Source organism: Pseudoalteromonas shioyasakiensis (assembly GCA_013391845.1).
Lineage (GTDB): Bacteria > Pseudomonadota > Gammaproteobacteria > Enterobacterales > Alteromonadaceae > Pseudoalteromonas > Pseudoalteromonas apostichopi.
Window position 1 is genome coordinate 1,300,338 of sequence record CP058414.1, and the last position, 22,125, is coordinate 1,322,462.

General features: G+C 41.7%; 16 protein-coding genes. 7 read left to right on the forward strand and 9 right to left on the reverse strand.

The window, feature by feature from the left end:
• The first annotated feature begins 17 nt into the window (after positions 1-17).
• The 3 genes from HYD28_05965 to HYD28_05975 are packed head-to-tail and all read left to right on the forward strand — an operon-like array spanning position 18 to position 3,975.
• A complete protein-coding gene (locus HYD28_05965) occupies positions 18-1,496 on the forward strand; it encodes a CHASE3 domain-containing protein (GenBank protein QLE08548.1) in 1,479 nt (492 codons plus the stop codon).
• The gene (locus HYD28_05970; protein ID QLE08549.1) at positions 1,496-1,957 is read left to right on the forward strand and encodes a response regulator; all 462 of its coding nucleotides are present in this window, start codon (positions 1,496-1,498) and stop codon (positions 1,955-1,957) included. Before HYD28_05965 ends, HYD28_05970 begins: the two co-directional genes overlap by 1 nt.
• A gap of 50 nt (positions 1,958-2,007) precedes the next feature.
• Complete coding sequence (locus HYD28_05975) at positions 2,008-3,975, forward strand: response regulator (protein QLE08550.1); 1,968 nt, start codon at positions 2,008-2,010, stop codon at positions 3,973-3,975.
• Here HYD28_05975 and HYD28_05980 read toward each other — a convergent pair.
• From HYD28_05980 to HYD28_05990, 3 genes are read right to left on the reverse strand one after another with little or no spacing between them, the layout of a single operon-like run.
• A complete protein-coding gene (locus tag HYD28_05980; GenBank protein ID QLE08551.1) occupies positions 3,962-4,960 on the reverse strand; it encodes a LacI family DNA-binding transcriptional regulator in 999 nt (332 codons plus the stop codon). The two genes, HYD28_05975 and HYD28_05980, sit on opposite strands and share 14 nt — an antisense overlap.
• A 21-nt stretch (positions 4,961-4,981) precedes the next feature.
• Entirely contained in the window at positions 4,982-6,313 is a 1,332-nt protein-coding gene (locus HYD28_05985; protein QLE08552.1) for an MFS transporter, read from the reverse strand.
• 24 nt (positions 6,314-6,337) lie between these two features.
• On the reverse strand, positions 6,338-7,666 hold the full coding sequence (locus tag HYD28_05990) for a beta-glucosidase (GenBank protein QLE08553.1): 1,329 nt from the start codon (positions 7,664-7,666) through the stop codon (positions 6,338-6,340).
• A gap of 230 nt (positions 7,667-7,896) precedes the next feature.
• On the opposite strand from HYD28_05990, the gene HYD28_05995 reads away from it, so the two are divergent.
• From HYD28_05995 to HYD28_06005, 3 genes are read left to right on the forward strand one after another with little or no spacing between them, the layout of a single operon-like run.
• Positions 7,897-9,165: a sugar MFS transporter gene (locus tag HYD28_05995; protein ID QLE08554.1), complete on the forward strand. Its 1,269-nt coding sequence runs from the start codon at positions 7,897-7,899 to the stop codon at positions 9,163-9,165.
• Positions 9,166-9,174: 9 nt separating this feature from the next.
• The gene (locus HYD28_06000) at positions 9,175-11,691 is read left to right on the forward strand and encodes a glycoside hydrolase family 3 protein (protein QLE08555.1); all 2,517 of its coding nucleotides are present in this window, start codon (positions 9,175-9,177) and stop codon (positions 11,689-11,691) included.
• On the forward strand, positions 11,682-12,707 hold the full coding sequence (locus tag HYD28_06005; GenBank protein ID QLE08556.1) for a glycoside hydrolase family 16 protein: 1,026 nt from the start codon (positions 11,682-11,684) through the stop codon (positions 12,705-12,707). The genes HYD28_06000 and HYD28_06005 overlap by 10 nt, the downstream gene beginning before the upstream one ends.
• Positions 12,708-12,772: 65 nt before the next feature.
• On the opposite strand, the gene HYD28_06010 is transcribed toward HYD28_06005, so the two are convergent.
• The 4 genes from HYD28_06010 to HYD28_06025 form a co-directional block, all read right to left on the reverse strand.
• Complete coding sequence (locus HYD28_06010; GenBank protein ID QLE08557.1) at positions 12,773-13,798, reverse strand: cupin-like domain-containing protein; 1,026 nt, start codon at positions 13,796-13,798, stop codon at positions 12,773-12,775.
• A complete protein-coding gene (locus HYD28_06015) occupies positions 13,783-14,508 on the reverse strand; it encodes a SapC family protein (GenBank protein ID QLE08558.1) in 726 nt (241 codons plus the stop codon). The genes HYD28_06010 and HYD28_06015 overlap by 16 nt, the downstream gene beginning before the upstream one ends.
• Positions 14,509-14,528: 20 nt before the next feature.
• Entirely contained in the window at positions 14,529-16,070 is a 1,542-nt protein-coding gene (locus HYD28_06020; protein QLE08559.1) for a tryptophan 7-halogenase, read from the reverse strand.
• A gap of 90 nt (positions 16,071-16,160) precedes the next feature.
• Positions 16,161-19,061, reverse strand: coding sequence for a TonB-dependent receptor (locus HYD28_06025; GenBank protein ID QLE10497.1), 2,901 nt, complete (start codon positions 19,059-19,061; stop codon positions 16,161-16,163).
• 349 nt (positions 19,062-19,410) lie between these two features.
• Here HYD28_06025 and HYD28_06030 point away from each other — a divergent pair, with 349 nt between their 5' ends.
• Positions 19,411-20,022 carry a fumarylacetoacetate hydrolase family protein gene (locus HYD28_06030; GenBank protein ID QLE08560.1) on the forward strand — a complete coding sequence of 204 codons (612 nt, stop codon included), beginning with the start codon at positions 19,411-19,413 and terminating at the stop codon, positions 20,020-20,022.
• Here the strand turns inward: HYD28_06030 and HYD28_06035 are convergent.
• Entirely contained in the window at positions 19,973-20,899 is a 927-nt protein-coding gene (locus tag HYD28_06035) for an ABC transporter substrate-binding protein (protein QLE08561.1), read from the reverse strand. The two genes, HYD28_06030 and HYD28_06035, sit on opposite strands and share 50 nt — an antisense overlap.
• Before the next feature lie 144 nt (positions 20,900-21,043).
• Positions 21,044-22,027: an AraC family transcriptional regulator ligand-binding domain-containing protein gene (locus HYD28_06040; GenBank protein ID QLE08562.1), complete on the reverse strand. Its 984-nt coding sequence runs from the start codon at positions 22,025-22,027 to the stop codon at positions 21,044-21,046.
• Between the last annotated feature and the right edge of the window lie 98 nt (positions 22,028-22,125).

Below are 22,125 nucleotides of genomic sequence, written 5' to 3' on the forward strand. Positions count from 1 at the left end.
CATAGATTAGGAAGTAAATGCACAAACAAAAAGGAAAAATAGCGATCAATTGGGCTGGCTTTATTGCCGTGGTGCTCTGTATCGTGGTGGCTAACGCTTTTTTAGCTATTGATAGTATTCGCTCGCTCACTGAAACACAAAACAGCCTAGATAACACGAACTCGCTCAATACAGCAATTGAGCGATTACACTTATCTTTGGTGCAAGCTGAATCGGGTCAACGTGGTTATTTACTCACTGATCGTGAAGATTACTTAATGCCTTACAATGATGCAATTGCCTCGATGCAAGCACAGATAATGCTTGTGAAAAGTTTGCATTCAGAAATACCGGGTCAGGCAGATCGCATTGCTCGTTTTCTTTACTTAGTAAATGACAAAATTGCGGTAATGACTAAAACGACCGATCTGGCTTTAGCCAATAAAGACGTTAAGGCTCGTAGTTTGTTATTAACTAACCAAGGTCGCGACTTATATAAAGAAATTCGCCTAGCAGTTGATGAAATTCAAATGCGTGAGCTTAATTTCAAGATAGAGCAGTTCACTAAACTCTCGCAAATAAAAGACGATGCTAAGTTAACATTTGCAATTACAGCTGTTACTAGCACTTTATTAATTATTGGTATGTTCTTGTTAACACGTATCAATTTGCGTAACCAAGCCAAGTACCGAGCTGAACTTGAAAATCAAAATGAGAACCTAGCGGCAAAAGTAGCAGAGCGCACCCAAGAGCTGACCATCTATTCAGATGAATTAAGCCGCTCAAATCGAGAGCTTGAAGAATTTGCTTTTGTTGCAAGTCATGACTTACAAGAGCCACTGCGAAAGATTCAAGCTTTTAGTGACCGCCTTGAAAAAATGTTTAAAGATGATCTCGGTGAAAAAGGCATTGATTATATTAATCGCATGAAAAACGCAGCCCAGCGAATGTCTAATTTAATTAATGATTTGCTTGAATTCTCACGAGTAACGACTCGGGGCAAAGACTTTACTGATACTGACTTAAATGAGGTTGTTGCAGAAGTACTTGATGATCTTGAAATCGCGGTTAATGAATCTGAAACCACTGTTAATCTCGATACGTTACCGCACATTCAAGCTGATCCAAGCCAAATGCTGCAATTATTCTTAAACATTCTGTCTAATGCAGTGAAGTTTAGGCGTGAAAATGTGCCGCCTGTAATCAACATTAGTTACCAGCGAACCAAAGAGTTTAGTCAAGTTCATAACGCAGAGGTAGAGTGGGAAATAATTACTATTTCAGACAACGGAATTGGCTTTTCTGAAGAGTACCTAGAAAAAATATTTGTACCATTCCAGCGTTTGCATGGTCGCTCTCAATATAAGGGCACAGGCATAGGCCTATCAGTTTGTCGCCGAATCGTTGAACGCCATGGTGGAGAAATCACGGCGAATAGTCGCGTTAATGAAGGTGCAAGCTTTACAATTAAATTACCTGTGGAAACATCGCTTTTCACACTACAAGGAGAGGCGTAATGCCACTTAATAAAGTTAAACCAATTACTATTTTAATGGCTGACGACGACGAAGATGATCGTTTATTAACCCAAGATGCATTGGCCGAAAGCCGTGTATTGAACGAGCTATTTTTTGTTGAAGATGGTGTAGAGCTGCTTGAATATCTTGAGCGTAAAGGCAAATTTAGTGAAAAAGAAAAATCGCCACGTCCGGGCTTGATTTTACTTGATTTAAATATGCCGCGCATGGACGGTCGAGAAGCGCTCCAAGCAATCAAAGCGAACCCTAACTTGAAGGGCATTCCGGTTGTTATTTTAACCACATCAAAACAAGAAGAAGATATGGTTAGAGGCTATGACTTAGGCGCTGCATCATACATCACGAAACCGGTTACTTTTGAAGGTTTAGTCGAATTGATGCAAACACTAGGAAAATACTGGGTAGAGTTTGTAGAGCTGCCAACATCACGAAACGATTAATTTCGATTAGCGACAATACTTAATTAAGCTAATTGGCATAAGGAGCCAGAATGTTAGATAAGGTAACCCGATTACTCTTAGTAGAAGACGATGAAGATGACTATATTCTCACCTGCGACTACCTAGAACAATTAGGTTCCCATACATTCGATGTTGAGTGGTTAAGCTGCCCAGAGCAAGCCATTAGTGTGCTTAGCGAAAACAAGCATGATATTTGTTTGTTAGATTATCGCTTAGGCGCCTCTGATGGCTTAGAAGTGCTGAAACGGGCCGTTGATAACGGTTTTCGCGGTCCGATTATTATGCTGACAGGGCAATCTGATGAAGCTCTCGATTCTGCAGCGCTTGATGCTGGTGCGGTTGATTATCTTGTCAAGAGTGAGATGAACTCTAGCCGCTTTGCCCGTGCTATTCGTTATGCTTTAGCTCGCCGAGATGTTGAAGATGAGCGTGTAGAGCGCTTAAAAGCCGAAGCAGAAAACCGCTCTAAAGACCGCTTCTTGGCACATTTAAGTCATGAGTTACGTACACCATTGTCATCCATCTTGGGTTACACTGAGTTACTCATGCACAGCGATAAAAATCTACATGCCCAAAATGAGTTGAGCGTGATTTATAGAAATGGTAAGCACTTATTGAGCTTACTCAATGATGTCCTCGACCTATCAAAAATAGCTGCTGATAAACTTGAACTAAACTGCTGTGATGTCAATTTAGATAGTTTAATGACTGATGTTTATACCCTAATGCGTGTCTCAGCGCTTGATAAAGGCTTAACTCTTAATTTTGAGTCACAACAGGCACTACCTCTAGTGATCAATACCGATGCTACTCGGTTGCGCCAAATTCTAATTAACATCATTAATAATGCTATTAAGTTTACTAACCAAGGTGAAATTACCGTTCGTGCTTGGACTGCTTGGGTCCAGGAGCGTGAAATGCTGTTTTTTAGCATTAAAGATACAGGCTTAGGTATTCCAGCAGAAAAACAAGCATTGATATTTAAGCCATTTGAACAAATTGCTGATGTTGAATCCCGAGATGTGGGAGGAGCAGGGCTTGGCCTTGCAATTTGTTCAGAACTACTGAGCCGTATGCAAGGCAGTATTGAACTTGAGTCAACCCAAGGCGTGGGCTCAGAGTTTACTCTTTCTATTTACCCTGGCAACATTCGAGATATTGAACGCCAAGTACTTCGCTTTGATTCAAACCCAGATTTTCAGCAAAAACTAACCACGCTTAAAACAAGTGGGCGGGTATTAGTGGTAGACGACCTAAAAGATTTACGCAATCTGGTTGGTCATATGATCACCAGTACTGGCGCAGAAGTAGAATATGCAGAAAACGGTAAACAAGCGATTGAAAAAGTAGCTAATGCAGAGCAAGCAGGTAAGCCTTTTGATATAGTATTTATTGATTTGCATATGCCCGTTATGGGTGGCAAAGAAGCCACTATTGAGCTTCGCAAAATGGGTTATCAAGGACCCATTATTGCCCTCACCGCCGCCACTATGAAAGGGGTGAAAACAGAATTAAGTGCGCTTGGCTTTAACGATATGATTGCAAAACCTGTTGATGCTGGGTTGCTTTACCAAGTGCTAAATCATTATATTTGCGAAGGTAAAACTGAACCTGTGGTTGAGCAAGATGACAGCCCTGAAATGACCATACAGAGCACTCGCTATTTATTGGTGGAAGATGACAGTGATGCGGCGCAAATCACTCAGTTATTGCTTGAAAGTTTAGGTGTTGAAACGGTAATAGCACCAAACTGTGTTGCGTGTCTTGCGACACTCAAAGACGATCAAAACTTTGATAAAGTCTTACTCGACATGCACTTGCCAGATGGTGAAGGCCTTGATTTAGCAAGCGAAATTAAACAGCGCCACCCTAACTTAAAGTTAGTTATTGTTAGTGGCGCAGAGCCAGAGCCTAAAAAAATCGAACCTCTTGAGATTGAGCAAGTCCTCTTAAAGCCGATTAATCTTGGCTTGTTATCAGAGCTTATTGACAGCTAATTGAATGCCTAACTACTAGCTCAGGTTCAAATAATGTTTGTAGCGGTGGGGTTTGTTTTTGATAAACATGATTTAACACCCAGTCCGCTGCCATACGACCCATTTCATCTATTGGGTAGTTAACCGTGGTCAATTGTGGGTAAACATGGCGGGTGAAAAACACGTTATCATAACCCATAATCGATAATTGCTTAGGTAAAGTTAAACCTAAATCTCTAGCACTTGCCATGGCACCAACCGCCATTTCATCATTGGCACATATCAAAGCAGTGAAAGGATGCGTTTGTTGATGAAGGGCTTTTAATCCTTCATAGCCGCTCTCTTCCATAAAATCACCTTGGAATAATAAGTTTTCATCAAACTCAAGGTTAAACTCATGTAGTGCTTGCTTATGTCCTTCTAGGCGGTCTTTGGCATCTTGTTTCCAAAGAGGCCCGCTGATGTAGGCAATTTTTTTATGACCATGTTCTAAAACATGTTTAGCAGCTAAATAACCACCTTTGATATTGTTAAGCAGAATACAGCGGTCACTGAGTTCACTGATATAGCGGTTGATCAATACAAAGGGAGTTCGACCTTTACTGAGTTTAATAAGATACTCGTCGCTAACTGCTTCAACATGCAAAATAAGACCATCGCAATTACGACTAATCAGAAATTCAATGCCTTGTTTTTCGCGTTCTTCATCACTGTGACCTGCAGCAATAATCAGGTGTTTGCCTTGATTACGAAAGGTATCTTCAATGCCACTCATCATAGGCCCGTAGAATGGACCTTGTAATTCAGAGACCAATAAGCCAACACTGTTAGAGCAATTTGATGCCAATGACTGAGCAATTGAATTAGGTCTATAGCCAAGTTTATCCATTGCAGCAGTGACCTTTTTACGGGTGGCATCACTGACATTTGCATTGTTGTTCATTACTCGTGAAACGGTTGCAAGGGAAACACCTGCAAGTTTCGACACCTCATAAATGGTGGCCATGTTATTCCTTACTAAACAAAGTTATGGATGCTGCTTTAACGATAAGTCGGCACTGATCTGCTCAACTGTTTGATTATCAAGAATATACCTTTTCATGATAAAAGCGACAAGCATACTACCTATTGCAGGGTAAAGGGTAAATGAAATTAAGATACCCGAAAGTGTCTGCTCACTCAGTTCGGTATTTGCTTCATAGCCATAAAATGCGAGTAACCAACCTGCAATTGCACCACCAAGGGCAAGACCAAGCTTAATAAAAAATACTACGCTCGCGTAAACAAGGCCTGTCAGTCTTTCACCAGTTTTCCATTGCCCATAATCTATGGTGTCAGCCATTTTTGCCCACAATAAAGGGGTCGCCATTTGCGTGAAAAAACACCATAAAAAGTACACCACAAAGGCAAGTATCAGCTGCTCGCCAGGCAACCAAAATGCCACGCAACTAATTGCTGCAGAGATATATTGCAAACGAATATAGGCGGTTTTCTTATCAACTCGTTTACTCAGTGGGTTCGCACAAGCACAACCAAGAATGTTACCTATCATACCGATGGTAACAAAATAAGTGACTAGCTCGGCTTCACCAAGTACATATTTTACATAGTAAATGGCAAGGGTTGTACGTAATACCATACTGGTTAACAGCATAAATGCAGCAAAGCACAACACCTTAAATGGGCCATTTTGCCAAAGCGTGCTCATGCGGTTTTTCCAGCTTAATGATGAGCTGTTATGAGCCGCAACGCGTTCTTTGGTAAAGCGAAAACAAATTAAAAATAGAATGACGCCTAAGCCACTCATCAAGGCCATAGTGAGTTGATAGCCTGTGGCGTTGTCACCTTTTCCAAGCCAGTTGACTAAAGGCAAAGTACAGGCACTGACAATTAAGCCGCCGAGCATGCCAAATACAAATCGATAAGACTGAATAGATACTCGCTCTTTAGGGTCGCCACTTAATACTCCCCCTAACGCTGAGTAAGGAATATTAATAGCGGTATAAACCAGCATCAGTAAAGTGTAAGTAACAAAAGCGTATATTACTTTACCTGACTCAGGTAGGTTTGGCGTGGTGAAGGTGATCATACTGATCACCCCGAATGGTAGGGCAAGCCAGAGTAAGTAGGGACGATAACTTCCCCACTTAGTACGGGTTGAATCAGTTAAAGCCCCCATCAATGGGTCAGTAATTGCATCAACGACTCTCACCACTAAAAACAAGGTGCCAACAATAGCGGGTGAAATACCAAAGATATCAGTATAGAAAAAAGTTAAAAATAACATCACCGTTTGAAAGATGATATTACTTGCTGTGTCGCCTAATCCGTAGGCTATTTTTTCTCTTTTAGTCAGCATGTGTGTTCTCGATTGTTGTTATTTTTATCGCTGTTTAAGTAGTGTGCGATATTGTTTTGCGCTTTCTTTTAAAATGCGTTGTTGGTTTTGATAATCAATATAAACTAATCCAAAGCGCTTTTCGTAGCCATACGCCCATTCAAAGTTGTCCATTAAGCTCCACGCAAAGTAGCCTTGAATATCGACGCCTTGGCGAATTGCATCACAAACCGCATTTAAGTGGGTATGATAATAATCTACACGTTCAATGTCGTTCACTTCACCGTTTTCTAACGTGTCGGCCATGGCTGCGCCATTCTCAGTGATATACATTTTTGGCAAATCATATTGCTGATGCAGTGATACCAAAAGCTCAGTTAAACCTTGTGGGTAAACTTCCCAGCCCATATCTGTAACACGTACACCCGCAAGGCTTGCTTCTTCAAACCAGCCATCAGCGGTATTTTTGTAGTGTATGCGGGTATAGTAGTTAACGCCAATAAAGTCGACGGCTTGGCTAATTATCGCCATATCGCCAGCAACAATAGTGGGCTTAACTTCATCAGCTAAATCATTAAATAAAGATGGGTAAGCGCCTTCTAAAACAGCTTTGATATACCATTGATTATGGTACTGATCAGCAAGTTCTGCGGCTTTTATATCATCGGCTGTTAAAGGGTAGGTCGGGCTGAAGTTTAATACGATACCCGCTTCTGTTTCTGGGCAGTTTTTACGTAATACTTGCATGGCAAGGCCATGAGCAAGCAATAAGTGATGAGCTGCTTGACGACCCGCCTGTTGTGATTTAATACCAGGTGCATGTACACCCACCTCATAACCCAAATAGGCACTGCAAAAAGGCTCGTTCAAGGTTGCAAATGAATCAACCAGGTGACCCAAATGGCGAGTCACAAGTTCGGCATATTCTTTGAATTTATAGGCCGTTTCACGATTTAACCAGCCACCATTATCTTCAAGGTATTGGGGTAAATCCCAGTGATATAAAGTAACATAGGTTTTAATATTACGTGCTTTTAAAGCTGTTAATAACTGAACATAAAACGCCATTCCCTGCTCGTTTACCGAGCCATCTTGAAGCATGACTCTAGGCCACGAAATAGATAAGCGGTAAGCATCTACGCTCAAGTCTACAATCATCTCGACATCTTGCTGCCAACGAGCAACATGGTCACAAGCTACATTACCATGACTTTGGTCTGCGATGGTTCCAGGCTTTTCACAAAATGTATCCCAGATACAATCGAGGCGTTGCTCGCGTGCACCTTCAATCTGAAATGAGGCCGTTGCAACACCGAAAGTGAACTCGGGTTTGAGTAAAGGTGAATCAGGTAACAGTGAAATTGATTTATGCACAGTTGATACGCGTCCTTCGGGTTAGTGTAAGACTTAGCTGATTAGAGTTTAGACTCGGCTGTAAGCGCTTACAATTTTTCTGCAAATAAATTGCTAAATATGATTAATATGTTATAAATGTAAGCGCTTACATTTAATGTTGCAACATATTTCGCTATTTGTTGTTAGTGATTAAGTACCAAATTTTGCTGTAACAAACTGATAAATATAATTAACTAGAGAAGAAAATTATGGCTCATGTATCAACTCCTGTTTCGGCTGCTTCAAGCCAAGCAGATATGCCAAAGCAACACTTCGCACTGGCATCATTGACCACATTATTTTTTATGTGGGGATTTATAACTTGTCTAAATGACATATTAATCCCTTACTTAAAAGGTATGTTTTCACTTAACTATACGCAGGCTATGCTCATCCAATTTTGCTTCTTTGGTGCGTATTTTGTGATGTCAATTCCGGCAGGTAAGTTGGTCAGTCGAATTGGCTATCAGCTTGGTATTGTTGTGGGTTTGGTGGTTGCATCCGTTGGTTGTGCACTATTTTACCCTGCCGCTGTTGCCCATGTTTATGAGCTATTTTTACTGGCCTTGTTTGTACTGGCATCAGGTATCACTATTTTACAAGTATCTGCAAATCCTTACGTAAGCGTACTTGGTCCGCAAAAGACAGCCTCTTCACGTTTGACTATGACACAAGCATTTAACTCATTAGGAACGACGGTTGCGCCAATTTTTGGTGGTTGGTTGATTCTATCTGAAATTAGCCAAGCCACGGCAGAAGAAGTGAAGCTACCTTATTTAATGTTGTCGTTAAGCTTATTAATACTTGCCGTTATCTTCGCATTTTTAAAGCTACCAAAACTAGGTAAAGAAAGTGACAGTGAAGCGGCTCATCAAGATTTAGAAGACTTTGTTGATTTAGGCAGTGTTTGGCGTTATCGCCATTTAATTTTAGGCGCCGTAGGTATCTTTGTGTATGTGGGCGCAGAAGTGGCAATTGGTAGCTTCTTAGTGGGCTTTTTGACCCTTGATAATATTGCGGGTTTAGCAGAAAAAGAGGCCGCTCATTATATTAGTTATTATTTCGCAGGAGCCATGGTTGGTCGCTTTATTGGTGCGGCTGTAATGCAAAAATTTAATGCAGGTAAGGTATTAGCATGTCATGGCTTACTTGCCGTAATGCTTGTTGTGATTGCCATGACGGGTGAGGGAAGCCTTGCTATGTGGGCAATTTTACTCGTGGGTCTATGTAATTCGATTATGTTCCCAACGATTTTCAGCCTAGCGCTACATGGTCTTGGTAAATACACCTCTAAAGGCTCAGGCATTTTATGTTTAGCGATTGTGGGTGGTGCAATTATTCCTCTATTACAAGGTATTTTAGCGGATTCTATTGGTGTGCAAATGGCGCTATTTTTACCAATTGCATGTTACTTATACATTACTTACTTTGCGCTGGTTGGCTCAAAAGTATCGACTCAGACTCAGCAATCATCATAGGTGAAAAAAATGAAATTGAAAAAAACATTCACTCTCTGTTCGTTAATGATGGCAAGCGTCAGCATGCTAGGTTGTAGTGGGCAAGACAAGGTTACAAACGTGAACGCTGAGCAAGAAATTTGGCCAAACATCGAAACAGGTATTGCAGCAAATCCAGAGATGGAAGCAAAAATTGCGAAAATACTCACAAATATGACCCTAGAGCAAAAAATTGCTCAAATGATCCAGCCAGAAATTCGCGATATTACCGTTGAAGATATGCGTAAATATGGCTTTGGTTCTTATCTTAATGGTGGTGGAGCATTCCCTAATAATGACAAACATGCCAGCGCCGCTGACTGGATTGACCTTGCTGAGAAAATGTATCAAGCCTCTATAGATGACTCGCTCGATGGTAGCTCTATACCTACCATGTGGGGCACCGATGCAGTACATGGTCATAACAACGTTATTGGTGCGACATTATTCCCACATAACATTGGCTTGGGTGCGACAAATAACCCTGAGCTAATCGAAAAAATTGCAGCTGCTACAGCGCAAGAAGTGATGGTAACTGGTATCGACTGGGTGTTCGCGCCAACTGTGGCTGTTGTGCGTGATGACCGCTGGGGTCGAACTTACGAGGGCTACTCTGAAGACCCTGAAATTGTTAAATCTTACTCAGCAGCTATCGTTAGAGGTTTGCAAGGCGCGGTTGATGACGATTTCTTATCTGATAAGCGCGTAATTAGCACTGTTAAACACTTTTTAGGCGATGGCGGTACAGAAGGTGGTGATGACCAAGGTAATAACACGGCATCAGAGCAAGAGTTATTTGATATTCATGCGCAAGGTTATGTTGGTGGCTTAGGTGCGGGTGCACAAACCGTGATGGCGTCATTTAACAGCTGGAATGGTGAAAAAATTCACGGCAGCAAATATCTACTTACCGACGTGTTAAAAGGCAAAATGGGCTTTGACGGTTTTGTTGTCGGTGACTGGAACGGCCACGGTCAAATTCCGGGGTGTACTAATGGCAACTGTGCACAAGCCGCAAATGCGGGCCTTGATGTGTATATGGTTCCGACAGATGCATGGAAACCACTATACGAAAACCTCATCAAGCAAGTGAAAAGTGGTGAAATTGCGCAAAGCCGAATTGATGATGCGGTAACGCGTATCTTACGTGTAAAAATGCGCGCTGGTTTGTTTGATAAACCAAGCCCAGCTAAGCGTCCGCTTTCTGGTAAAACAGAGATTATTGGCAGTGCTGAGCATCGTGCAATTGCAAAACAAGCGGTACGTGAATCATTGGTGCTTTTGAAAAATAAGCAAGCGTTATTACCTCTATCACCAAATACAAATGTATTAGTTGCAGGTCAGGGTGCTGATAACATAGGCATGCAGTCTGGTGGCTGGACGATTACATGGCAAGGCACAGGCAATGAAAATAGTGATTTCCCGGGTGGTAGCTCTATTTTTGATGGCATTAAAGCAACCGTTGAGCAAGCCGGTGGGCAAGTTCAATACGATGAAAATGGTGCCTTTGAGACTAAGCCAGATGTTGCGATTGTAGTATTTGGTGAACAGCCGTATGCAGAAGGCAATGGTGATTTAGATAACCTTGAATATCAACGCGGTAATAAAACTGATTTAGCACTTCTTAAAAAGTTAAAAGATGCGGGTATTCCTGTGGTGTCACTATTTATTAGTGGTCGCCCAATGTGGGTGAATGCTGAGCTTAATGCTAGTGATGCGTTTGTTGCAACTTGGTTACCTGGTAGCGAAGGTGATGCAATTAGCGATGTTATCTTTAAAAAGCAAGATGGCTCTATCAATCATGACTTTAAAGGTAAGTTATCTTTTTCATGGCCAAATAATCCTGTAGGTAACCAAAATCGTGGTGATAAAGATTATGCGCCACTACTGCCTTATGGCTTTGGTTTAACTTATCAAGATAAAAATACATTAGCGGATGACCTGAGCGAAAAATCACAAGTTTCTGCTAAATTAGAAGACTTAGTATTATTTGAACGTGCCGTAAAAGCACCATGGTCACTACAGTTGCAAAGTGGTTCTGAGCTGCAAGCTATGACCAGCAGCCGTGCAGCATTAAATGCTGTTAGCGTAAAAACCTTTGATAAAGACGTGCAAGAAGATGCGCGCGCAATCAGCTTTAATGGTAAGGAAGCAGCTGCTGTTCGTTTAATGGCGGCGTTCCCGTCGGATCTGCGCTCATACGTTGAAAAAGCTGGTCAGTTAGAAATGCAAATTAAAGTAGATCAAGCTGCTGATGCGCCGTTAATGCTAGGTATGCAGTGTGGTGAAAACTGTGACGGTCAATTTGATATTAGCAAACAAGTTAAAGGTACAAGTGATTGGCAGACGCTAACCGTTGATTTGAGCTGCTTTGCTGAACAAGGTGTGCAGCTTGGGCAAGTGTTCTCACCGTGGCAGTTAGCTACTGAAGGTGCATGGCAAGTATCAATTGCTAAATTATCATTAAGTAGCTCACACACGCAGGACTCTTCAGTCTCATGTCAGTAAAACCATATGTCGTTATTTTGCTAACAGGTGTACTTAGCGCCTGTCAGCAAACTGCTGAGCCTGTCAAAGCTAGCTTAGGTGATGGATGGCAGTTAGTTTGGCAAGATGAATTTTCACAAAATACTCTTGATTTGGCTAAGTGGCAACATGAAGTCAATTGTCGAGGTGGCGGTAATGATGAGCAGCAATGCTACACCGCACGAAGTGAAAACAGTTTTGTCAAAAATGGCTTATTGCATATTGTTGCTCGGCAAGAGCAATACACTGGGCCTTTACATAATCGCGATGAAGTAAGCAGCGATGCTGAGCGAGAAAAGGTGGCAACACAGCCTTTTACTTCTGCACGTTTACGTACTAAAAACTTAGCTGATTGGCGATATGGCCGTTTTGAAATTCGCGCTAAATTGCCTGCAGGACAAGGGGCGTGGCCTGCGATTTGGATGTTACCTACTGATTGGCATTATGGCCGCTGGGCATCTTCAGGCGAAATAGACATCATGGAAGCTGTGAATCTAAAGACCCTTACTGATGACAAAACAGCGCCAGCAGGTAGCCTTGAGACACGCGTACACGGCACTTTGCATTACGGTGGTCCTGCGCCAGAAAATGTCTACAGTGGTACGCCTTATCGTTTCAGCGAAGCAGATAACCCGGCTGATAATTTTCATGTTTATGCCCTTGAATGGCAACAAGATGAAATTCGTTGGTATGTTGATGATGTTCATTATGCGACATTTCACCACGACCATTGGTATTCAACATCACAACAACAAGGCGGCTCGTTTATAGAAAATAAGGGGTTTGCTCCATTTGATCAGCGTTTTCACTTACTCCTTAACTTTGCTGTAGGCGGAAACTGGCCTGCAAATGTGAATGACAAAGGCGTTGATTTTGCGGGTTACCCTAAGCAAATGCTGGTCGATTATGTACGTGTTTTTCAATGTAGTAAAAATATTGAAACAGGCATTGGTTGTGCAACTACACAGCCATCTGCAGTACAAATAAAGGGTAAGTAAATTATGAGCCAAAAGCCGGCAGATACATCGCCGAACTCGTTGTATCAGCTGGCTTTTGGTTCATTCTATCGGTTGAGCTTTTGTAGTAATAGCTGTCTTAATCTTCTCGCTGTTATTTCGTCGATATCTGCTAATATCCCTTGTACAGGCTCAGCTACATGGCTTGCTAAATCCACATCATCAGCAAAGACATAATGATTAAATAGTTGCTGCCATTTCTGCTTGTGCTCGTTTGGTAAGTCTTTAATCGCCAACATACTGTGCAGCATGGCATCAAATGGGTTTGCCAAATACTCTGGGGCTTGTCGCCACCAATAGTTTACTAATACATTAAATGGACTGGTCGCGCTAACCTGATGCCACCATAGAGCAGGTATATAGATAGCATCGCCAGGGGTAAGGGTAGCTGATTGAGCCTTTGAAAGAGCCTCTTTAAAACGTGGAAAACGGCTCAAATCTGGGTTACTAAAATCAACTAAGCTAATTGCTTGTCCAGCAGGTGTAAACTCCAGCGGGCCAACGTAAAGGTTATTGACCTGATCGGTTGGCATTAGAGTAAAAGTGCGTTCACCAGCTGCAACACAAGCTAGGTTATCGGCATTGTCATAGTGAGCCGCAATCTGGCTATGATTCCCCACCCAGAGGCTTGTAAGGCAATTATAATCGGTCACTATTAATGGGTTCTCAAGGCTAAAGCCCGGAGCGCAATACTCTACTGCAGTGGAACCCATATACAACGAATCATTATCGGTTTGCGACAGTTTTAATGCTAGTTTTTGCAATACAGCCTGAAGACTATCGGCGTGCTGTGAAAAATTAAGCCCCGATAAATCAGCGTTATAAAAATACCGACCATGATGAATTGCCTCGCTACTAAAGCTTCGCACCGGAGCATTATTGGCAAGACCTAAAAGATAGTCTAAAGCGCTTTTAGAGCCTTGTTTAGCTGCAATTACTTGGGGCCAATCAGCACAGAGATCTCTTATTACCAGTGGTTCAGTAAGCTCAGCTAAAAAAGGTTTAAGATCAGCAATGCTTGAAGCCTGGCATTCTTTTATTGGCGCAGCCGCAAACATTACTGCTGAGCCCATTTTCTATTAAGCAAATGAGGGATTTTTTCCATTGATGCCAACACCATATAAATAGCCTGCAAGTCACCTTGCTGTTGTAACTGCTTAAGTTGCTCAGCGGTTAAATCATGTAGTACCTGTTGGTTAATGGTATAAAAGCCGTTCACTGTGACTTTTTCGCCATTTTTATCCGCATATTCAATACTGAAAGATTCGAGTAAATTAACGCTAAGCAAACGCTCAAAAAAGTGGTTAATTGTTTGATGTTCTTGATGTAACGCGTTAAGTACTTGAGCAATATGGTTTAAATAATCGCTATTACCACCATGTTCAAGAAAAATTGCTTCGCCATCGCGTGTGCTTATGCGTGGGCTATCTAAATCAATATGTACCACCAGTGATTGCTCAGGAATGCCATTGTTATACTGAGTTTGTTGACCAATTAAAAATGGCTGGCGCTGCATACTCAGTGGTAAGTAACTCAGCTGTAATTCACCTTGTTCGTTTAGCAGTAAGTTCTCGCCATTTTCAAAACCAAATAAAGCTAAGGCTTCGAATTGACCTGTTTGAGGGTGCTTACGAAATACGATAGGTTGATTTGCTTGGACTTTAGCAAATTCACTTGGAAATACGGTAGCGCAGCTAATATTATCGCCCCAGTTAGCACCGCGTGTGGTGATGACTTTTAGGTCTTTATGGCTGATGTTATCAAGTAATACATGATTGGCCATTGGGCCTCCTAATGCTGAGATTAAATAGGTTGTATGCCAAATTGCTGAATATGATTTAACAGCTCACGGTTAGTTGGTAGTTGTTGTAATCCGCGTTTGGCTTGTTGTTGGTTAGTACTAAAGTGCTCAATAATAGCCGTTGGCATTGCAAGTACAGGGAATTGTGGTAGTTGTTTCATACCATAAAGTACATACTGGTAACTGGCCGCAGAGAAGACCTCTTGAGTGCGGTCAAAGTCGTTTAGCCACGGGCTTTGATATTGCCAAAGTGCTAAGTTTTCTTGCAGCTGCGCAGGGATTGAGTTTGCCTCTTTATGAGCTTGCCAATAGGGGCTAGTGCGCTTTGACAGCACATAATGCAGCTTTAAAAACTCAATGATACGTTGCCAGCGATAATGGCATTGCTCATCAAAACGCTTTGCCAGTGTCGGCATTGCAGCACGATGAGTGGGGAAATTGGCAAGTAAATTATTAAGACCAAGTTCCACCATGACTAACGCTGAGGCTTCAAGTGGTTCAATAAAGCCTGCAGACATACCAATAGCTAAACAGTTTTTATACCAAAAACGGCGTCTATAGCCGGGGTTAAAACTGATTTCACGAAATGTCAATTCACTTTGTTCTGTGCCAGGCTGGGTTTTTGCAATGTATTGGCTAAGTGCATGTTTCGCATCTTCGCTACTGGCAAAGCGGCTTGAGTACACCATACCAAGACCACGGCGGCTTTGTAGGCCAATATCCCAAATCCAACCCGCATCTTGAGCAGTGGCTTTGGTATAAGAAAGAATCTCTTGTTGCGGGTTTAAATAAGGTACCTGAACGGCAACTGCTCGGTCGTTAAATAGCACATCTTGTTGCTCGATTAGTTCGATACCGTAATGCTGATGTAACAGCTTTGCGTGGGTGCCAGAGCAATCAATAAATATATCACCCGTGATAGCGCCATGATCGTGTGTTTGTAATGAACTAATATAGCCATCCTCATCACTATTGATGCTTTCAACATGGCTGACGATATGCTCAACTTTTAATTTTGTAGTGCAGTGCTGTTGCAGCAGCATGGCAAACTTACCAGCATCTAAATGATAGCCATAGTTTGCTTCACCTTGATAGGCGCTATGTAAGTGGTTTTTCGGCGCTTTATGGTGATCGCACAAGTAGGTTTGGCTTGCGACTGCGTGACTAAAACTCACGGCATCTTTGTTGGCAAACCAGTAAGGTGCAATATTTAATTGCTGATAAGCCACCGGTAAGCTGAATGGGTGATAATAATGTGCGTCGCCTTCATCGTCGCACCAGCTATCAAAGCGTGAACCCTGTTTAAAAGACGCATCACAGCGTTGAATAAATTCACTTTCGCTAATGCCGATGGTTTTTAAGGTTTGTCGCATGGTTGGCCAAGTACCTTCACCAACACCTATAGTGGCAATATCTGGCGATTCAATTAGTGTAATGTGTGCGTTGTGAGTTAAGTGGGGTTGGGCAGCAATTAAGCCTGCAGATAACCAACCCGCAGTACCCCCACCTAAAATGACGACTTTTTTTACTTCATTCTGTTGCATGTTCAAGGCTACCTAAAATGCTATATAGACAAACTAGCATAATTGCGAAAAAAAAAGCCGCTGTTGAGCGGCTTTTTTGACAACAAAATGCTAGAACGAGTAGCGGAAGCCGATGTTATAGCGCGCACCGTATTGGTTTGCACGTAACAGCTGCTCTGAGTAACGAACGTAGGTACGTTGCGTTTCGTCTGTAAGATTTAGACCTTCAACAAACACCGTTAGTTTTTCATTAACTGCGTAGTTCACATTGATATCCCACTGGCCGTAAGACTCAGTAAAGATAGGTGAAGCATGTTGGTCAAAGCCTGTTAAGAACTCATCACGCCAGTTATAAGAAATACGTGCTGATAAACCGTCTAAATCATAAATTGCTGAGAAGTTAGCTGAATCACTTAAACCAGGTAAAGCAAATTGATAGCCGATTGCATCTCGGTCAGCTTCAACATCACCAAATACGAAAGTCGCGTTGGCTGCAATACCAAAACCTGAATCGCCAAACATATGTTGAGCTGCCAGTTCCCAGCCCCATAGATTTGCTGTTTCAACGTTGTTATCACGCGAAATGAAGAAGCTTGCGAGTGGATCTGTATCGTTACCAACGATAGGCGTGCCTTCTTCTGTACCTTGGTTTTCGTTGATCTTATCGTGAATTGCTTGGTCAGATGGTTGCTCACCTGCTGCTGCTAAATCTTCACGAGCTTGCTCTGCACGATCACCAATGAATGGGTCAGTAATGCCGTCGATCGTTTCTTCAGTTGTAATATTAACTAAGAAGTTATCAACTTGCTTACGGTAGTAACCTGCTGATACATAGCTGCCTTCACCGTAGTAGTACTCAAGTGATAGGTCGATATTGTCAGCGGTATAAGGTTTTAAGTTTGGGTTACCTACAGCAACTTTTCGTTGACCAACTTTAGGGTTACCTAAAAATGACGTTGTTGAACGAAGCGCGCCAACTGGAGGGCGAGCAAGGCTTCGGCTGTAAGAGAAACGAGCGATGACGTCTTCAACTACTTCGATGTTCATATCGATGCTAGGTAAAAACTCTTTGCTGCTACCTTCACCATTTGAGAAAGAGCGCTCATCAGCGTAAATGTATGACCACTCGTTACCGTTAACCCATTCCATTGCAACAGCAGGGCGCTCTAAGCTGTTTGCAGTAACATCCGTTGATTCGTAACGTAAACCCGCAGTGATGTTCACTGGCATACCGTTGAACTCTGTTTCGAAGTTAGCTTGTGCGTATACGGCTGTTGTTTCTTCGCTGACACGGTGATCGTCATCGATTGGACCTGATTGCACCATACCATTTACATCAGCAGGCCAGCTACATGCACCAATGCCGCCATCTGGGTGATCACAGTCAATGCTTTCTGCAATCGCAACGATGTCATCAAAATCAGCATCATAATAGTAATTTAATAACTTATCGCTACCACCGCCAGAGAAACCGTCAAGTAAACCAGAGCTATCTACTCGAGTGAACATGCTGTCATCGTACCAATCAGCAGAGTTTAACCACCAACCAGCAGCTAGCTGACCTGAATAAGCAGTCGTGGTGCGGAAGTCGATTGTAGTGTGTGACATACCAAAGTTAATGCTCGAAAGAGCACCGCTGTCCTCATTATACCAAGTACCTTTTAGTTGATATTGGTCAAGGTCATTCGTGTTAGTGTCTTTGTTTACACCGGCAAAAAGCGTCCCCATGTCGCTAGGTAAAATTTCTGCTTGGCCATTAGTTAAGGTCATATCGATTAGCGGAATTTCGCCTTTGCTGAAGTCAGCCATTTTTTCGTCGATATTGACGGTTGGGTTTTCACACCATGAACATGAGGTGTTACCGATGATCATAAATGCATCATGGCCAATACCAACACCGGCACTTTCTGCCGATGAGTTGTGCGCATCAAACTCAATGTTTAAGTTGTCTGTTACTTGCCAATCAATGTTTAAACCAAGCGATTTATTTTCGTTGGTTGTCGCGCCACGATTTAAGTTTGTAGAGTAGTCACCACCAATCTCAGTTACTTGAGTGTAAGTACCGTTTTCATTGATAGTTGCAGCACTTACGTTACCGCCATTATTGAACCAAACACCAAAGCTACGACCATCTTTTTCAAACTCAAGCTTTGAATACGTGTAATCGACTGTCGCTGTAATACGGTCATTAGGTGCATATTGCAGCACAAGTTGGCCATTGGTACGTTTACGTGAATTGTCAGAAAACGCGTAACCAGCATTCTGCGGATACCAAGTAGCACCATCAGCGCGTTGGTTGTTATCTGTGACAGCTAAATCAGGAGATGATGAAATATCAACATTTGGGATCCAGTTATCAACCGCCATTGATTGTTCACGGTTATCACGCTCTTGCACTGAACCTGAAATTAAGATACCAAATTTGTCATCGTTGAATGTGTTGCTGTAAATACCTGAAAGTTCAGGTGTTACATCGCTACCTGTTTCGTTTGATGTATCGTGAACGGCTTTTGCGCCAATCGATGCGTGTAGGCCAGGATTAGAGAGAGGTTTTGCAGTGGTGATATTAACGGTTGCACCAATACCACCGCTAGGGATATCAGAGCGAGCTGTTTTGTATACTTCAACACCACTCACACTTTCAGTTGCGATATCACCAAAATCAAATGAACGACCACCGGTTGTTGGCATTTGACGATTGTTAAGCGTTACTAAGTTAAATTCAGGACCAAAACCACGAACTGTAATTTTGCTACCTTCACCGTTACTTCGGTCAATAGACACACCGGTAATACGTTGTAAAGATTCAGCTAAGTTGGTATCTGGGAATTTACCAATATCTTCTGAAGTAATTGCATCAACAACACCTGCAGATTGACGTTTGATATCCATTGATTTTACAAGACTTCCGCGAATACCGGATACTTGTATTACTTCAATATCACTCGCTTTGTCGGGCTGTTCTTCGGCGACAGCTGAGTGAGGAACTAGCGCGCTTAGACCCATTGCCATAGACAGGCTAATAGCAAGCTGCTTTTTCTTGAAAAGTGTGTGGTTCATGCAAATCTCCAGATTTGGTTTTAAATAATGTTGTCGTCTATTTTTTGTAAGCGCTTACATTTTTTTCCAAAAAAAATCGCCGAACCCGATTTTATAAATGTAACCGCTTACATTACGTTATTGGAAAGTAAAACAATCGTCAATATAAATAACGAGTTAAGATCAGGGTAAATTTCTATGCTTATGTTATTATTAGAAATATTTTATAAGTAAGTTTCTGTTTTTTAGGTACAAATCCTGCAGGTTTAAGCTGGAATGAGAAAAATATAGTCTTTTACATTTGTTAAATTGAGGAGGTTGCGTGCAATCAGTAAAATGGAATGGTGATGTATTCACCTCAAGTAAAATTATTTGTGTTGGTCGTAATTTTGCAGCGCATATTGCAGAGCTTAACAATGAAACACCCGCTAGTATGGTGTTGTTTGCAAAACCAAATAGTGCCATCACAGATATGCTTAATAGTGAACACTTAGGTGAAGCTTTACATTACGAAACTGAGCTTTGTTTTTTAGTTAAAAACAAGCAACTGGCAGCGGTTGGACTTGGCCTCGATTTAACCAAACGTGAACTACAAAGCATACTTAAAGAAAAAGGCCTACCTTGGGAGCGTGCAAAAGCCTTTAATGGCTCAGCATTGTTTACTGAATTTGTCGCTGTTAATGACAGCTTGCATTATCAATTTAGTCTAAAGATTGATGGTAAAGAAACTCAACTAGGTGACACAAAGCTAATGTTGTTTAACGCTGAGCAAATTTTAGCTGAGATCAGTGAATTTATGGACTTAGAGGATGGCGATATAATTATGACAGGCACGCCTGCCGGGGTAGGGAAAGTCGCGGCTAATTCCACCTTTGCTGTAACACTTATGGATGGTCAACAGGAGTTACTATCCCATCAGTGGCAGGCTCTGTAAGTGGGTCTAAAATGTAGCGCTGATAATAAGTTGAAAACTCAGGAAAGCTTTGTTCGAGCCAAGTTCGTTGGCTTTGCTGGTACCTCTCACTTGGCAACACCTTGTTTTTCAGCGCCTCATTAATCTGTGCTAGTACTTTTTCGGCATAATGATTAGGCGCATTCGTTGAGCAACCAATGGCGCCAAAAACAATACTCTGTGCTGGATTAACGATAGTGAGTTTTTGAATATTCTGTAGGTTTTGCTGGTTGTAATAATCAGCAACAAATGGGTAATCAATAGTGTAATCAATGTAGCCGTGTTCTAGCTGTGATAGCAGAGCAAAATTTGGGCTACTGCCGTTACCACTTAGTGCTGCACTTTCGTAGAGTTTGGTATTTTTCGCAATCTTATCTAATTTACTGCCAAACTTACGCGCACTATTTTGACCATAAATAAAATTAGCATCAGTGAATAAAGAGATTAGTGGCACTGGATCGCCATGTTTTTGTTTAATCTTTAATGATTTTTCTTCAGTACTTAAAACACTGAATGGTGGGTACACTGTGGTTGGGATTGAGTAAGTAACATGATTATTTTTTTTACCTCGATGGATCATACAGGCATAGCATGCCATTTTCCCGTCAGCGAGATATTTACTGCCACGCTTTTGCGGTAATATCACTTCGCTGTGGTTAATTTCGGGTAAGGCTTCAATCAACATATCGGTAATTTCATTGCATAACCCACCATGGGGGTTAGCTTTGCTTTTCTCGATAAAGAAAGGCTTAGCATCATTTTCAAACCAGGTAATAGTGAGTTGTTCTGAGGCATCAGTTTTCGGGGCAAAGAACGCCCCCGCAACCACGCATAATACTTGTTTTATGTATTTACTCATCAACAACCTTGCAAGTTAAGTGCTAAGAGTAACTATACACTATAGTATTAGGAAGCGTGTAGTTTGAATAGATAAATGATGAATAAGTATTGGTTTTCGTTTAATCCAATTGCTTCGCATTGAAGAGCAAGTTCAAGCATTTACCTATTCATTTTCTAGTGTTTTTTTGTATTCTTTAAAGCCAACCCCTGTCCAACGTTTGAATGCTTTGGCAAAAGCACTTTCATCTACATAGCCAAAGTACAAAGCAAGGTGTGCTTGATTCGCACTACCTTGGCGTATCAACTTCTTGGCTAGTTCACAGCGAACTTCATCACTTAACTTTTTAAATGAGTAGCCTTTTTCAGCAAGCTTGCGATTTAAGTGCCTTTCACTCACAGCCAATAAATTACTTATTTGTTCACGTTTTAAATTGGGTTGCTTAAGTAAAATTGCACTGACTTTATCAACATAACTCTGTGGTTGCAGTTGCTTTAGTTGTTGCTCTGCCAGTGATTGCATTTGTTGTTGCACAGCTTGATTAACGTTACGTTGTTGCAATTGCCAATCATCATCATGATAAATTAAGTAATTTTCGTTGGTGTTAAAAAGCAATTCGGCGTCTCCAAAAATGGCGCGATAGCTTGCTATATTCCCTTGCTGAGAATGCGTAAATGCAACCACCTTGGGCTTTATTGGTGCACCAGAGATCCATTTCGCGCCACAGGCAACACAGGCAAGAACTGCCTCTATCCTTATTGCTGTAGGAGTGCTAAAAAAGGCATCAAAAGTGACTTTCCAGCCATTTTTTGAATGTGATTTACTAAACTTACCACCTTCACCTATTAAGGCTGAATAGGCAATTAAGCTGTCGACAGCATCACCTAGAGTCGGACAACTAAATAGTAAGTAGCCGAGCATATCGTAACTATCGGGCTTTAAACTTAAGGCTATTTTAAGACCAAGTTCATTGTCATTTAAATCTGTCAAAGCTTGCCAAAGCGCATCTTGTAGCGCCATCGGCAGTCTTCCTTCACTTGGGAATTTTTGAATTTGCTGGCATAAATTAGCATCTAATTGTACATCTAACGCGGGAAGAATATGCAAAATAGCCTTGCTAAAGCCAGGTGTTACGCTGTTTGTAGTCATGTGTGTTCTTCTTATTGTTGTGTGATTTTTATAGCACAACTAAGAAATGATGTCTCGTTTTAACTGGTTTTTGTCCTGTCATCGCTATTACAAGTTTT